At 59.9% G+C, this 14,955-nt stretch carries 14 protein-coding genes; 8 read left to right on the top strand and 6 right to left on the bottom strand.

Going from position 1 to position 14,955, the window contains the following annotated elements; translation table 11 throughout:
• Positions 1-10 precede the first annotated feature (10 nt).
• The 3 genes from rpe to GOB87_RS08185 are packed head-to-tail and all read left to right on the top strand — an operon-like array spanning position 11 to position 3,690.
• Entirely contained in the window at positions 11-685 is a 675-nt protein-coding gene (gene rpe / locus GOB87_RS08195; protein WP_166315129.1) for a ribulose-phosphate 3-epimerase, read from the top strand.
• A gap of 40 nt (positions 686-725) precedes the next feature.
• On the top strand, positions 726-2,552 hold the full coding sequence (locus GOB87_RS08190; protein ID WP_166315010.1) for a heparinase II/III family protein: 1,827 nt from the start codon (positions 726-728) through the stop codon (positions 2,550-2,552).
• A 25-nt stretch (positions 2,553-2,577) separates the two neighbouring features.
• Positions 2,578-3,690, top strand: a complete 1,113-nt coding sequence (locus tag GOB87_RS08185) for a glycosyltransferase family 4 protein (RefSeq protein ID WP_166315007.1) — start codon at positions 2,578-2,580, stop codon at positions 3,688-3,690.
• Here GOB87_RS08185 and GOB87_RS08180 read toward each other — a convergent pair.
• Genes GOB87_RS08180 through dapD form a run of 3 tightly spaced genes read right to left on the bottom strand, consistent with a single transcriptional unit; the run spans position 3,682 to position 6,324 of the window.
• Positions 3,682-4,317: a hypothetical protein gene (locus tag GOB87_RS08180; RefSeq protein WP_166315004.1), complete on the bottom strand. Its 636-nt coding sequence runs from the start codon at positions 4,315-4,317 to the stop codon at positions 3,682-3,684. The two genes, GOB87_RS08185 and GOB87_RS08180, sit on opposite strands and share 9 nt — an antisense overlap.
• Entirely contained in the window at positions 4,314-5,522 is a 1,209-nt protein-coding gene (gene dapE, locus GOB87_RS08175; protein ID WP_166315001.1) for a succinyl-diaminopimelate desuccinylase, read from the bottom strand. Before dapE ends, GOB87_RS08180 begins: the two co-directional genes overlap by 4 nt.
• On the bottom strand, positions 5,473-6,324 hold the full coding sequence (dapD, locus tag GOB87_RS08170; RefSeq protein ID WP_166314998.1) for a 2,3,4,5-tetrahydropyridine-2,6-dicarboxylate N-succinyltransferase: 852 nt from the start codon (positions 6,322-6,324) through the stop codon (positions 5,473-5,475). The genes dapE and dapD overlap by 50 nt, the downstream gene beginning before the upstream one ends.
• A gap of 141 nt (positions 6,325-6,465) precedes the next feature.
• Here dapD and GOB87_RS08165 point away from each other — a divergent pair, with 141 nt between their 5' ends.
• The gene (locus tag GOB87_RS08165) at positions 6,466-7,884 is read left to right on the top strand and encodes a sensor domain-containing diguanylate cyclase (RefSeq protein WP_166314994.1); all 1,419 of its coding nucleotides are present in this window, start codon (positions 6,466-6,468) and stop codon (positions 7,882-7,884) included.
• On the top strand, positions 7,881-8,915 hold the full coding sequence (locus GOB87_RS08160; protein ID WP_166314973.1) for a DUF2336 domain-containing protein: 1,035 nt from the start codon (positions 7,881-7,883) through the stop codon (positions 8,913-8,915). The genes GOB87_RS08165 and GOB87_RS08160 overlap by 4 nt, the downstream gene beginning before the upstream one ends.
• 7 nt (positions 8,916-8,922) lie before the next feature.
• Here GOB87_RS08160 and ruvX read toward each other — a convergent pair whose 3' ends face one another.
• Positions 8,923-9,408: a Holliday junction resolvase RuvX gene (ruvX, locus tag GOB87_RS08155; protein ID WP_166314970.1), complete on the bottom strand. Its 486-nt coding sequence runs from the start codon at positions 9,406-9,408 to the stop codon at positions 8,923-8,925.
• 72 nt (positions 9,409-9,480) lie between these two features.
• Between ruvX and gatC the strand changes: the two genes are divergently transcribed.
• The 3 genes from gatC to gatB are packed head-to-tail and all read left to right on the top strand — an operon-like array spanning position 9,481 to position 12,706.
• Positions 9,481-9,771 carry an Asp-tRNA(Asn)/Glu-tRNA(Gln) amidotransferase subunit GatC gene (gatC, locus tag GOB87_RS08150; RefSeq protein WP_166314967.1) on the top strand — a complete coding sequence of 97 codons (291 nt, stop codon included), beginning with the start codon at positions 9,481-9,483 and terminating at the stop codon, positions 9,769-9,771.
• The gene (gene gatA, locus GOB87_RS08145) at positions 9,771-11,255 is read left to right on the top strand and encodes an Asp-tRNA(Asn)/Glu-tRNA(Gln) amidotransferase subunit GatA (protein WP_166314964.1); all 1,485 of its coding nucleotides are present in this window, start codon (positions 9,771-9,773) and stop codon (positions 11,253-11,255) included. Before gatC ends, gatA begins: the two co-directional genes overlap by 1 nt.
• Positions 11,252-12,706, top strand: a complete 1,455-nt coding sequence (gene gatB, locus GOB87_RS08140; protein WP_166314961.1) for an Asp-tRNA(Asn)/Glu-tRNA(Gln) amidotransferase subunit GatB — start codon at positions 11,252-11,254, stop codon at positions 12,704-12,706. The genes gatA and gatB overlap by 4 nt, the downstream gene beginning before the upstream one ends.
• Positions 12,707-12,750: 44 nt before the next feature.
• On the opposite strand, the gene proB is transcribed toward gatB, so the two are convergent.
• Positions 12,751-13,875: a glutamate 5-kinase gene (proB, locus tag GOB87_RS08135; protein ID WP_166314958.1), complete on the bottom strand. Its 1,125-nt coding sequence runs from the start codon at positions 13,873-13,875 to the stop codon at positions 12,751-12,753.
• The gene (gene obgE, locus GOB87_RS08130; RefSeq protein ID WP_166314955.1) at positions 13,872-14,909 is read right to left on the bottom strand and encodes a GTPase ObgE; all 1,038 of its coding nucleotides are present in this window, start codon (positions 14,907-14,909) and stop codon (positions 13,872-13,874) included. Before obgE ends, proB begins: the two co-directional genes overlap by 4 nt.
• Positions 14,910-14,955: the final 46 nt, after the last annotated feature.

The following is a 14,955-nucleotide window of genomic DNA, read 5'->3' as shown; positions in this document are numbered from 1 at the left end:
TAACGAAAGCATGACCCAGACCATGCCGTTGCTGATCGCGCCCAGCCTTCTTTCCGCAGACTTTGCCCGACTGGGTGAGGAAGTCGCAGCGATCGAGCAAGCCGGAGCCGACTGGCTGCATCTGGACGTGATGGACGGCCATTTCGTGCCCAACATTTCCTTCGGCCCTGCTGTGATCGCGGCACTGAGACCGCACACGAAACTGCCGTTCGACGTCCATCTGATGATCGAACCCGTAGATCCCTATCTGGAAGCCTTTGCCAAAGCCGGCGCGGATCACATCACGGTCCATGCCGAAGCCGGACCGCATCTCCATCGCTCGCTCCAGGCCATCCGTGCGCTGGGCGTGAAAGCCGGCGTCTCGCTCTGTCCGGCAACGCCCCCTGAGATGCTCTCACAAGTGCTGGACATGGTGGATCTGATCCTCGTCATGTCGGTCAATCCGGGCTTTGGCGGCCAGAAGTTCCTGAGCAGCCAGACACACAAGATCCGCACTCTTCGCCAGATGATCAACGATTCCGGCTACCCCATAAAACTAGCGGTCGATGGCGGCATCGACGCCGAAACCGCACCGCAGGCAGTTGCGGCTGGCGCGGATGTGCTGATCGCGGGCAGCGCCGTCTATGGCAAGACCGATCGTGCGGCAGCCATTCGGGCGCTCCGCACAGCCGGAGCCGCGTCCTGATGCCTGAAGACCCGGACAGTGATGGCAAGGATCGACACGAATGACAGGGGGACGCTGGCTTCGCGACTTACGGTTTTCCCTGGCACTCCTTGGTCCACTGGGAGGCATGCGTTCCATTCCGGTCGTTCCGGAACAGACGGTGCGCGACCTTTGGCCCGGCGACGCGGCAAAGGGAGAGCGACTGGTTCAGGGGACCGCTTCCCATGACGGAGAAGTCCGGCGCCTTCATGCCGGTCATTGGAGCGAACCGGACTGGCCAGAAGATTTTCGTGACTGGCTGCAGGGGTTCGAATGGCTGCGCGACCTGCGCGAACTTGGGTCGGATTCCGCGCGCGCCCGCGCCCGTGTCCTTGTGGCATCGTGGATTCAGCAGCCCATAGCCGATACGCCTCTCCAGAATCCCGCGATTACAGGCGCGCGTATCGCGTCATGGCTGTCGCATTACGACTTCTTCGCCGCCTCAGCCGACGAGCCCTATCGGCGCGCCCTGATGCATCGCGTCGTGCTCGAAGCCCGGACGCTCATGGCGCTCCTGCCGACCGACCGACACGACTGGACGGTGTTGCAGGCCCTCAAAGGGCTGCTTGCCGCCGCCATCGCCATACCGGGACAAACGGGTTTTCTGTCCCGTTACATGAAGCTGATCGATCCGGAACTGGAGCGACAGATTCTGCCCGATGGTTGTCATGCCTCCCGTAGTCCGGGCGCGCAGCTTCGTGTCCTGCGGGAACTGGCCGAAATGCGGCTGATGCTCCAGAGCACGCGCATTCCCATGCCCACATCGCTGGCGTCCGCGCTCGACCGCATGGCGCCTGTCCTGCGCGCCTTCCGTCATGGTGACGGTCGTCTCGCCCTGTTCAATGGCACATGCTTTCACAGCCCTGCGCTGATCGATCTCGTGATCGCACGCGCCATGCCACGTGGCCACGTTCTGGCGCGCAGCATGAAGGACGGTCGCTTCGGACGTGCCGCATCCGGCAACACCGTGCTGCTGGTGGACGGCGGGTCGCCCGCAGCAGACTATCCCGATCTGGCCCATGCCGGTTTCCTGTCGATGGAACTGTCATCGGGACGTTCACAGATTGTGGTGAATTGTGGCAGCAGTCCTAAAAAAGGCTGGCACGAAGCCCTGCGCGATGCACCCGCTCACTCCGTGCTGTCCATCCCCGCGTTTCCTCCAATGACGTGGCGCAATGATGGCCAGATCGAGACCTGTCCGAAGGTCAATTACCGTCACACGATGTCGGACACGGACCATCTGATTGAATTGGAAAGCGACTGCTACCGGCCAGCGGGCGTCGAAACCTATCATCGTCGGCTGTTCCTTGCCCGTGAAGGGGCCGATCTTCGTGGCGAAGACCGGCTCGACTGCAAGGGAGATACTCCCGAGTTTGTCCTGCGCTTTCATCTGCATCCGCTGATCCGCGTGGAACTGGAAGAAACCGATATTCTCCTGCATACGCATGATGAAGTCTGGCGTTTTCGCAGCGACGGTTATTCCTCCATTGAGGAAAGCATGTATTTCGGCGGTCCCACCCCTGTCGCGACCCAGCAGATCGTCGTGCGTCCCGCCGAAATCGAACCTGAGCAACCGGCGTACGAGGCGCCGTCGTCTGCGGAAGAGGCAACTGCCGAACAGACATACGTCGAGGACGTGTCGGTTCAGGAAGAAGAAATAGACTCATCCCCTGCCGAGAGCGTGTCTTCCGATTCTAAAGAACCAATCGCCTCCGCGCCTCCATCAGACGAAGAAACGCACGTCGAGGAACCTCTTTCCACCGAAGCGGAAGTTCGGGAACCAGAACTACCACCTCCTCCACGACTGGCATCCGCCATCCGCTGGGCCTTCACACGTCTCGACGAATGATCGCAGGTGGGACGGTGTTTCACGTATGAAAATACTGGAAGTCACCAACGTCGATTTTTCGCTACGGCACTTTCTGCTTCCTCTCATGAGAGAACTGCGGGCTAGCGGGCACGAGGTTGTCGGTGTCTGCGCGGATGGCCCGCTTCTTGCCGATGTGCGTGCGGAGGGTTTCCGTGTTGAGGTCGCACCGATGGCCCGGTCCTTCTCTCCGCTCGCGCAATTTCGTGCTTTCATCTCTTTGGTCCGGCTTATCCGACGCGAGCGGCCCGACATCGTTCACGCGCACATGCCCATCAGCGGCCTTCTCGCGCGATTTGCGGCCCGGCTCTGCGGCGTGCCGCAAATCGCCTACACCTGCCACGGCTTTCTCTTCAATCAGCCGGGTTCATGGGCGCGGCGCACACTCGCGCTGGTGCTGGAATGGTTGGCCGGACATATCACCAACATCTATCTGACCGTCTCGCAGGAAGAAGCCGCAGACGCGCGACGCCTGCACATCAATCCGCGCGCGCAAGCCATCGGCAATGGACGCGATCCCGAGCAGTTCAGGCCGGACGACGCGGCACGGCGACGGATCAGAACGGCCATGTATGTACCGGATGAGCGGGTGGTGATCGTCGCCGTCTCACGACTGGTGCGTCACAAAGGCTATCCGGAGCTACTGGCGGCCATAGAGCACGTGCCAGACGCGGAACTATGGATCGTAGGCGATCGTCTGAGCAGCGATCATGGAGCCACGCTTGAACCAGTGTTCGAGCGTGGCCGTGAGCAATTGGGGAGCCGGCTTCATTTTCTGGGCTATTGCACAGATGTCCCCGCCGTTCTCGCAGCCGCCGATATATTCACGCTACCAAGCCACTTCGAAGGACTACCCATGTCCATCATTGAGGCCATGCTTACGGGTCTTCCCGTCGTCGCAACCGATATACGCGGCCCCAGAGAGCAGGTGGTGGCGGAAAAAACGGGACTGCTCGTACCTCCCGGCACCATATTGCCCCTCGCCCGCGCCCTTGAACGCCTCGTGCAAGATACGGATTTACGTCACCGTATGGGTCATGCCGGACGCATTCGCGCCGAACATCTGTTCAATGAACGAACAATCCTACGTCGTACCGTGAAACTGCTGACTTCACTCTGAAGAAGAGCCACCCAGCACACCGGGTTGGAGAAGATCCTGCACAAAATTGTAATGAGGTGGCAAAAAAGACGCGAGGCCATAACAGACGAGCGCAAAAACGAACGTCGCTCCGTACAGCACGATGGCACGCCCCCAGCCCAATGCCAGCCCTTTGCGGGCCACAAAGACGCCGAGCCATAGCCCATAAAGATCGCTCGCCAGCACTACGGCCGTTCCAAACCCCGGGCTGCTTGCCAGAGGTGAGAACATCAGGGCGCCCAGCAACAGCGCCACTATGGACACCAGAACCGTAACCCACTCGCACCACACGGCGGCCGTTGCGTAACGCAGCCAAAGTTTCTCACGTCCCCACCGACGGGCCAGTGCGTGGGAAATGACTGGAAGCGCCAACAGCGTACAAAAAGAGAGTTCGACACGCACCAGCCCGATGAAAGGCTGCTTTTGGAGCGGAACCGTCAGAAAACCCACCAGACACATAGCCAGACCCGGAGCGAGCGCTGACAGGAGGCTGTCCACACTTCCTCCGAAACGCTCGATCCCCTCCGCACGACCGCAAGCCAGAAGGGCCATGCCCTCCACGATGGATTTAGGACCCGGCCTCTCGCCGCCACGGGATGAGCCGCTCACGCCACCGTCCTTTCCAGAAGATTTTCATAGATTGCCGTAAGGGACGCCAGATCGGACACTGCGACGTGCTCATCGATCTGGTGCATCGAAGCTCCAACAAGGCCGAATTCCGCCACGGGGCAATACTGCGCGATGAACCGTGCGTCCGACGTGCCGCCTCCCGTGTCGAGTTTCGGATCCCGCCCTGTCACAGCTTTAACCGCAGCACTCAAGGCACTCACATCCGGGCCCGGCTTCGTAAGGAAGGATTCTCCACTGACGCTGACGCTGACATTCACAGTCGCACCCGGGGCATGCCGCATGCAGATCGTCTCGATCCAGCCGCGAAGTGCCGCTCCCGTATGGAGATCATTGAAGCGAATATTGAGCCGCGCCTCAGCCATCGCCGGAATGACATTAGTCGCTGTGTTACCCACGTCCACGCTCGTCACCTGAAGACTGGAAGGCTCGAACCACTCCGAACCGTTGTCCAGTGGTTCGGCCGTCAACTCCGCAAGAATACGAAGCAGCCGATGCACAGGGTTGTCGGCCCGATGCGGATACGCGACATGGCCCTGCCGTCCGTTCACGATGATATGGGCATTGAGACTGCCACGACGACCGATCTTGATCACCTCTCCCATCGCTACGGGATTGGTCGGTTCCCCCACAACGCAGAAATCGGGAATCTGGTCGTGCTGCTTCATCCATTCCAGCACCTTCCGCGTGCCGAACCGGGCTGGCCCTTCTTCATCTCCCGTGATGAGCAGGCTTATGGAGCCGCGTGGCGTGGGTGTTCTCGCAAGAAAAGCCGAAACCGCCGCCACGAAAGCCGCAATACCGCCCTTCATGTCGCAGGCCCCACGCCCATACAGCCGTCCATTTTCGACAGTGCCTGCAAATGGGCCATGCGCCCAGTCACTGCCACCCGGCGGAACGACATCGGTATGCCCGGCGAAGCACAGATGCGGCTTTCCCGTGCCCAGACGGGCAAACAGATTCGGCGTGCGTTCAGCACCTTCCCCGAAGGGAAGATGCGTGACGACAAAGCCCATCGCCTCCAGCGTCGCCCCCAGCGCAATCTGCGACTCACCGGGGTCCGGACTGACGGAGGGATGACGGATCAGATCCGCCGTCAGTGTCGTGACGTCGAGAGACTGGCTCGTCACTGTGGGATCAGTCCCGAAGCAGATCGTTGATGGATGTCTTCGAGCGTGTGCGCTCATCCACACGCTTGACGATCACCGCACAGGCAAGGCTCGGATTGGGGAGACCCTTGTCATTGAGCGGCGTCTTCGGCAGCAGATTGCCAGGCACGACCACGGAATAGGCCGGGACACGTCCCATATGGATCTCACCGGTCGTGCGATCCACGATCTTGGTGGATGCGCCAAGGAAGACACCCATGGACAGCACGGCACCGGTCTCGACGATCACGCCTTCCGCCACTTCCGAGCGTGCACCGATGAAGCAATTGTCCTCAATGATGACAGGAGCTGCCTGCAACGGCTCCAGCACGCCACCAATGCCGGCCCCCCCACTGATGTGGCAGTTCTTGCCGATCTGGGCACAGCTTCCCACCGTGGCCCAAGTGTCCACCATGGTACCGGAATCAACGCGGGCACCGACATTCACAAAGCTGGGCATCAAAACGGCGCCCGGCGCAATGAAAGCCGAACGGCGCACGACCGCCCCCGGCACGGCGCGGAACCCGGCACTGGCAAAGCGTGCCGCATCCCATCCTGCGAACTTCAGCGGCACCTTGTCGAAGGCCGGAGCCCCAGCCGCGCCTGCTTCCATGACGCTGTTGTCGAACAGACGGAAAGACAGAAGAACGGCCTTCTTGAGCCATTCATGTACGGTCCAACCGCCTTCTTTCTTGGGCTCCGCGACACGCAGGCGACCGGAATCCAATGCATCGAGCGCGCTCTCGATAGCGGCACGATCCTCGCCACCCGTGGCGGGCGAAACATCCGCACGCGCTTCCCACAACGCTTCGATCCGGGATCTGAGTTTCTCTTCGCTCATCGTCTTCCACATCCCCTGCTGGTCGCCGCCTTCTGTTCTCGAAGGCCTCTTTCCTGCGCCGGACCATGCTGTTCATGCCCCCGCATGTCAACGCGAAGACCTTAACGCGGAGGAAACCATTCGCACCTGAAATATGATCCCATGAACACGCAGCCTTCCTCCCCTGTCCCGGATTCGTCACCGTCCGATCAGGACACCGAACTGATGAATGCGCTTCTGGCCAGTCGTCGGCGCTGGAAAAGCCTGACTCAACTGGTAGCTGATTTTATTTTCGAAACGGATGAGGAAAGCCGGTTCACCTTCTTCGAGGCCGCGCCCGCCATGGGCTGGGCCGATCAGGATCTGCTCGGCGAACCCAGCAGCCGCCTTCTGCCATTTGTCGCGTCAACCGCCGCCCCCAACCCATTCCAGACGCACGCTGTCATGCGAGGGCGACGCTGCTGGATCAAGCAGGGCGACGGAAGTTTCAGTTGCATGCTCATCTATGCCACCCCACTCCTTTCCCCCACGGGGCAGCATAGCGGCGTACGCGGACTTGGCATCGACGTGTCGGACGAGGTGAACGCAAACGCCGATCTGGCGGTCGCGCGTCTTCACAGCGAAATCGTTCGGCGCATCACCGCGACGATGCGGTCGCGCGCGCTCTCTCGCCTCGGCATTCCCCCGGCATTTGAAGAACTGGCGACCATGCTCGGAGCCGCAGGTGGGCTTCTTCTCGCGCCCGCCAACGCAATGGAAGAAGGCACGGAACCTGCTGAGGAAGAGGACATCGTCCATCGCATTCCGTCATCCATGCCGGCCTTCGATGCGGCAATGGAGCAGATTCTGCGCGAAATTGATGGGGAAAGTTCATTCAATCCGGAAATCCGTCAGATCGACGGACACGATGTCATTATCTGCCGCAGCCGCGTGCGATACAATGCGCCCGTGACCATGGCACTGTGGCGCAACAGTCTGGGCGTCTGGTCACAAGACGATGCGAATCTAGCTGACGCCGCACTCGCCACCGTTGCCTCCGCGCTGGAAATGAGTGCCCTCAATCAGGCACTTGCGCGCAATGCCCGGTTCGATCCGCTTACAGGCATCCTGAACCGCAATGGCTTTCAGGGAGAAATCGCCCGGCGCTTCCCCAGACTGGACCGGGAGCGCTTGTCCGGCACCCTGCTCGTCATAGGTCTTGATCGCTTTTCAGAAATAAACGCCCGCTTCGGGTTCGAGGCCGGGGACAGCGCCCTTCAGCAGGTTGCGACCTATCTGCGCGATGCCATTCGTCCAACCGATCTTGCAGGCAGGCTTGGCGGGGACATCTTCGGTTTGTGGCTGGATGGCGCGGATCATTTCGTCGCTGCTGAGCGGGCCGAGGCCTTTTGCCAGCATGGCGCCGCCATCTTTCTGACCGAACCCGTCACCCTGACTTTTTCTGTCGGTCTGGCCGCACGCGACTGGGAAACGGGGGAAAGCGTCGAATCCCTGATTGATCGCGCCACCTTTGCAATGCGGAGCGTCAAGCTGGCTGGGGGCGCCCGCTGGCACACTTCACTGGAGGAGTCCTCCCCATGACCGCTTCTCTCAATCCGAAGTTCTTTCAGATTTTGCCAACCCGCGCACTGTCGGGCTCCACACCCGCAACCGGAACGCTGCGCGGCAAATCCCGAGCCGAGATACCGGTCGCAACGGACGCTTCCCTGCTGGACAGGTTGAAACAGCGTCTGAACGGTCTGCGTATGGACATGGAGCCGGCCCGACGTGAGGCGCTGATTGCCGTCATGTGCAAAACACTGACCGAACTGATGAATGAAAACTGGCAGGCAGGTCGCCGCATACTGGCGCAAGTGACAGGGGATGCGCAGGCCATAGCCATCATCGGTCCGCTGTCCGAATCGTCCGAGGCCACAGACCGTTTGATGGCAGAGCTTGACGAAGACACCCTATCGCTCGAACTGACACGTCTCGAAGCCAACATGCAGGACCGTCCGAGCAGCATTCGCCAACCAGTAGCAGCTTTCTCTCTCGACGCTCCCGCCAGTCAGTCGATCGCCCATGTGGAACCGGCTCTGGACAAGATGGAACGCCTTCCTCCTCCCCCGACTGCGCTGGAACATGCCTGCATCGTCACGGTCAAGGCGCTGATCCGTGAACGTTGCGCCCATCTTGTCGCACCTGTGCGCCAGAAAATCGAAAAGGAACTTTCCTTCGAAATGGCCGCCACCTCGGAGGTTACGCGCGCGCCAGCCCTTCCGTCTCTTCCCTCCACAGGAGGAATATCTTCCAACGTCGAAACCGTCATCGCGCGCGCCCTGCACGACCATGACCTAGCTGCGATTGCCGCAGTTCTCTCCGAGAAAACAGGCATCGACATTTCGGTCGTGCAGGATGCTTTTTCCGGTCGTAATGCCCGAGCCATTACGGCGCTGTGCTGGAAATCCGATCTGCCCGCTCCAATAGCGGCCGCTCTTGAGATGCACATTGCACTCATTCCACCTCACCGCGCCATTCAGCCGGCTGCTGATGGGTCTTACGCTCTCACTGCCCGCGAACTCCATTGGCAGTTAGATTTCCTCAAGGAAAAATGCACCTCCATGGCGGCCTGAAACTCTTTCATTCTTGTTCTGGAGCAATACGCAGGGCGTGATGATCCAGAACACCTTGCAGCATGTAAGCGGCCGCCAGTTTATCCACGACCTCTTGCCGCCTTTTTCGTGAAAGATCCGCCTCCCCCACAAGGAGGCGGTTCACCACAGAAGACGAGAAGCGCTCATCCCACACAGCCGCTCGAATCCCCAGACGCTCAGAGAGCGCCAACGCCCAATCTCGCGCCGCCTGCGCTGCTGGGCCAAAACTACCATCCAGCGAAAGTGGCAGCCCCACAACCATGCCCCCCACGTCTTCGCGGCTTATGATTTTCTGGATTTCGTCCGCCACGACAGAGAGTTTGCCGCGCTTCACCACACCACAAGGCGACGCAACCATGCGCATCACATCCGAAAGCGCCAACCCGATCGTACGGGAGCCGGGATCGATCCCGAGAAGACGCTGACCGGGTGACAGCTCTTCCATCAGTTGCGCCATGTTGAACAGTGCCATGGCTTGACGGTATGTTACCGGGCCGGTGGCAACGCCAGCACTTTTTTTCCCTTGAGTTGAGAGTTCTACTTCATGTCGCTCGATCCCGCGACCACGAGACGCATAGCCAAGCTCGCCCGCATCGGGCTTGACGATCAGGAAATCGAAGCTGTGCGCACGCAGCTCGGAGGAATCCTCGGCTGGATCGAGATTCTGGATGAAGTCAACGTGGAAGGCGTGCCGCCAATGGTGGGCACAGCCGTCAATACAGCCCTTGCCCCCCGCGTGGATGCCGTGACGGATGGCAACTGTCAGGACAAGGTGCTGTCCAATGCGCCAGACCGCGAAGGTCCCTTCTTTACTGTTCCCAAGGTGGTCGAATAATGCTGACAGATCTCACGATCGCACAGGCGGCTGACGGTCTCCGAAAAAAGGACTTTTCGGCGGTCGAACTGACGCTGGCGCACACCACCGCCATTGAAGCGCTGAATGGACGTCTCAACGCCTACATCACGCCAATGCCCGACAAGGCTCTCGATGCCGCGACAAAAGCTGACGCAGCACTCGCAGTTGGAGAGGCACCCGTTCTCACCGGAATCCCGCTTGGGGTGAAGGATCTGTTCTGCACCGATGGCGTAAAAACCACGGCCGCCAGCAAAATCCTCGCCAATTTCATCCCTCCCTATGAGAGCACGGTGACGGCGAAATTGCTCAAGAACGGAGCGATCTTCCTCGGCAAGACCAACCTTGATGAATTCGCCATGGGATCGGCCAATCTCACGTCCGCTTTCGGAGAAGTCGAGAACCCCTGGCACCGTGCGAATGATCCGTCCCCGTTGGTTCCGGGTGGATCATCCGGTGGATCGGCCGCTGCCGTAGCCGCACATCTGGCGATGGGTGCGACGGGCACCGACACCGGCGGCTCCATCCGCCAACCGGCCGCCTATTGCGGTATCGTCGGTCTCAAGCCCACCTATGGACGATGCAGCCGCTGGGGCACGATCGCCTTCGCAAGCTCGCTGGATCAGGCGGGACCAATGACCCGCACAGTGGAAGACGCTGCCATCATGCTCGGCGCGATGGCGGGTCACGACCCGAAGGACAGCACCTCGGCCAATCTTCCTGTGCCGGATTACAGGGCAGCCTGTGGTCGGAGCCTCAAAGGTCTGCGTGTCGGCATCCCGGCCGAATATCGTGCGTCCGGTATGTCCGAGGAAATCCTCGCGGTCTGGCAGAAAGGCATCGACATGCTGCGTGAGGCTGGATGTGAGATCGTGGACGTCTCCCTGCCCCACACGAAATATGGGCTGGCGACCTACTATATCATCGCACCCGCTGAATGCTCGTCCAACCTCGCCCGCTATGACGGCGTACGCTTCGGCGTTCGGGCCGAAGGTGCCACAAGCCTCGACGAGATGTATGAAAAGACGCGTCACGATGGCTTTGGCGAGGAAGTGCGCCGCCGTATTCTGGTGGGCACCTACGTTCTGTCCGCAGGTTACTACGATGCCTACTATCTGAAGGCGCAGAAAGTCCGCACACTGATCCGTCGTGATTTCACGGAAGCTTTCGAAAAAGTGGACGTATTGCTGACGCCGACGGCCCCGACGGCCGCCTTCCGTCGCGACGAGAAGCCAGTCGACCCGGTGCAGATGTATCTCAATGATGTCTTCACCGTTCCGGCCAGCATGGCGGGGCAACCCGGAATGTCATTGCCGATCGGTCTCGACAGTCAGGGCCTGCCCCTCGGGCTTCAATTGATCGGTCGCCACTTTGATGAAGAAACACTGATTGCCGTGGGTTCGGGCTTGGAAAAGGCCGCCGGATTCACGGCTCGTCCGGATTTGCGGGCGGGAGCGGATGCATGACCTACACACTTGAAGGCAACACCGGTATTTGGGAAATCGTCGTTGGACTTGAGGTACATGCTCAGGTCATCAGCCAGTCCAAGCTGTTCTCGGGCGCGTCCACCCTCTTCGGAGGGGAACCGAACTCACATGTGAGTCTCATTGACGCCGGTTTCCCGGGCATGTTGCCGGTCATCAATCAGGAATGTGTGCGACAGGCCGTCCGCACTGGTCTTGGCCTGAAGGCGCACATCAACCTGGAAAGCCGGTTCGACCGCAAGAACTACTTCTACGCGGATCTTCCCACCGGATATCAGATCAGCCAGTTCGAGCATCCGATCATCGGCACGGGCATCGTCTTGATCGAGCTTTCGGATGGCAGTACGCGCGAAATCGGCATCACGCGCCTGCATCTTGAACAGGATGCGGGCAAACTGATGCACGATCAGGATCCGAAACGCTCTTTCGTGGATCTCAACCGCGCCGGTGTCGCCCTGATGGAAATCGTCAGCGAACCCGATATCCGCTCTCCCGAAGAAGCTGGCGCCTATCTGCGCAAACTGCGTCAGATCCTGCGTTATCTCGGCACCTGTGACGGCAACATGGAAGAAGGCTCCATGCGTGCCGACGTGAATGTCTCTGTGCGCAAGGCCGGAGAGCCGTTCCGCACACGGTGCGAGATCAAGAATGTCAACTCGATCCGCTTTGTCATGCAGGCCATCGAGATCGAAGCCACACGCCAGATCGAGATCTGGGAAGCCGGCGGCGAAGTGGATCAGGAAACGCGCCTGTTCGATCCGAACAAGGGCGAAACACGCTCCCTGCGTTCCAAGGAAGATGCGCACGATTACCGCTACTTCCCTGACCCGGACCTGCTTCCTCTCGTGATCGAACAGGATTGGGTGGATCAGCTCAAGCAGACCCTGCCTGAATTACCTGACGAGAAACGCGCACGCTTTCAGCAGGAGTATGGCATCACGGCTTATGATGCTGGCGTTCTCGTGGCTGAGCAACCCACAGCGGATTTTTATGAGCGCGTGGCCAAAGGTCGTGACGGCAAATCCGCTAGTGCGTGGGTAACAGGGGATTTCTTTGCGGCCCTCAACCGCACGGGAAAGTCGATCGAAGAAAGCCCGGTTAGTTCGGAAAATCTAGGCGCGATGCTGGATCTGATCGCGGACGGCACAATCAATGGCAAGATCGCCAAGGATGTGCTGGAGACGATGTTCGAAACAGGTGAAGCACCGCTCGAAATCGTGGAGCGCAAAGGCCTGCGGCAGGTGACGGATACGGGTGCCCTTGAAACCGCAGCCGATGACATCATCACGAAACATGCTGATAAGGTGGCGGAATACCGTGGCGGCAAAGACAAGCTCTTCGGCTTCTTTGTCGGCCAGATGATGAAGGCAACCGGAGGCAAAGCCAACCCGGCCATCGTCAACGACATCCTTCGCAAAAAGCTGGACGCCTGATGGCGTCTGTCCGGGCCACCTCTTAGTGGCCCGGACAAAGTAATTTAAAGAAGAACCAGATTGTCCCGATGAATCAGTTCCTCAGGACCGTGCCATCCGAGAATATCTTCAAACTCTTCCGACCTGTGCCCAAGTAATCGTGTGGCTTCCCCAGATGTATAGGCACAGAGTCCCCGCCCAAATTCTTCTCCTGAAGAACTCACGACGCGCACCAGATCGCCTCGTCCAAATTCACCTGAGACACCGACAACGCCGACGGACAGAAGCGATCCACCCTGTTTCAGCGCACGCATGGCGCCTGCATCAATGACGATATCCCCAACAGGGTTAAGGCCACCCGCAATCCATTGCTTGCGCGCCGAACGGCCATCCACTCCAGGCAGAAACCACGTGCATGGTGCCCCATCACGCAGAGCCGCCAGTGGATGCTCACGTTTACCCAGCGCAATGGCCATGGCGCAGCCGGATTCCGTCGCGATATGCGCGGCCACGAGTTTCGTCCGCATCCCACCCGAAGAATAGCCCGGCGGGGGAGCGCCTCCCATGGCGTCGATGTCTGGCGTCATCGCCTCGACCAGAGGAATATGCCGTGCTTGGGGATCGGCACGAGGATCGGCAGTGTAGAGACCATCGATATCGGAAAGCAGGATGAGTTGATCCGCGTCGATCATCTGCGCCACACGGGCAGCCAGCCGATCATTGTCACCGAACCTGATTTCCGCTGTGGCGACGGTATCATTTTCGTTGATAACCGGAACACAGCCGAGCGCCAAAAGCGTATCGAGCGTAGCGCGCGCATTGAGATAGCGCTGCCGATCCTCTGTATCATCCGGCGTCAGAAGCAACTGGGCCGCAGTAAGCCCACGTTCCGAGAGAACAGCTGTCCAAGCCTGCGCGAGACGGATCTGCCCGACGGCCGCAGCCGCCTGTTTTTCTTCCAGCCGAAGTTTCGGCCGGCTTGTCAGCCCGAGCGCATGACGCGCCAGTGCAATAGCACCTGATGAAACAAGCACGACTTCCGTCCCCGCCTTTCTCAAAGCGGCAACGTCATCGGCGACACTGGCCAGCCACTCTTCGCGCGGGGCGGCACGATCCGGATCGACCAGCAAAGCGCTCCCGATCTTGACCACCACACGACGAGCCGATGCGAGAGACGGTGTTGCAGTCATGATGCAACGTCCGTATCTGCTGCCGCCTCCGCACGCTTGGTGCGCGCCTCGGCAACACGTTCATATAGCGCGCGCAACACTTCAGGCACACCTTGCCGGGAGACGCCCGACATGACCATGACAGGCGATCCGGAGGCTTTCGCCAGTGCGCGCTTACGCGCTGAGAGTTGCTGCGGAGTCATTGCGTCCGCCTTGTTGAGCACGACAATCTCGGGTTTATCCGCAAGTCCACCGCCATACTCGACCAGTTCATTACGAATGGTCCGCCACGCCTCCACCACATCGCCAGCCGCACCGTCGATAAGGTGGAGCAACACAGCACAACGCTCGACATGGCCAAGGAAGCGATCCCCAAGCCCATGTCCTTCATGCGCACCTTCGATCAGGCCCGGAATATCGGCGAGGACGAATTCTTCCGTCATGGACAGCCGCACCACACCAAGCTGAGGATGCAGCGTTGTGAACGGGTAGTCCGCGATCTTCGGGCGAGCCGCCGACACGACGGACAGGAAGGTCGATTTTCCAGCATTCGGCAATCCGACCAGCCCAGCATCCGCAATCAGCTTGAGCCGGAGCCAGACCCACCGTTCCTCTCCCGGCCAACCCTTGTCAGACCGACGTGGTGCACGGTTGGTGCTGGTCTTATAATGGGCGTTGCCACGACCGCCATCGCCTCCCCGACACAGCACGATACGTTTCCCTGCCGCATCCAGATCGGCCAGCATGGTTTCGCGATCGTCGTCCATGATCTGCGTGCCGATCGGCACCTGAATGACGACATCGGACGCAGCCGCACCAGTGCGATCGGACCCGGCACCGTTGCCGCCTTTGCGAGCGCGAAAATGCTGCGTGTAGCGAAAATCAATGAGTGTATTCAGATTGGGAACGGCTTCGAAGATGATGTCGCCGCCACGACCGCCATTTCCACCATCGGGTCCACCGAACTCGATGTATTTTTCACGCCGGAATGCGGTGACACCGTCACCACCATCTCCAGAGCGCACATAGATTTTGGCCTGGTCAAGAAACTTCATCACCGTCACCTTGCATCCAGAGATGCAAAAAGGGCCGATCCAGATG

Source organism: Acetobacter estunensis, assembly GCF_011516945.1.
GTDB classification, from domain to species: domain Bacteria; phylum Pseudomonadota; class Alphaproteobacteria; order Acetobacterales; family Acetobacteraceae; genus Acetobacter; species Acetobacter estunensis.
The sequence above is the reverse complement of the archived record's forward strand: the minus strand, read 5'-3'. Positions and strand labels throughout refer to the sequence as shown.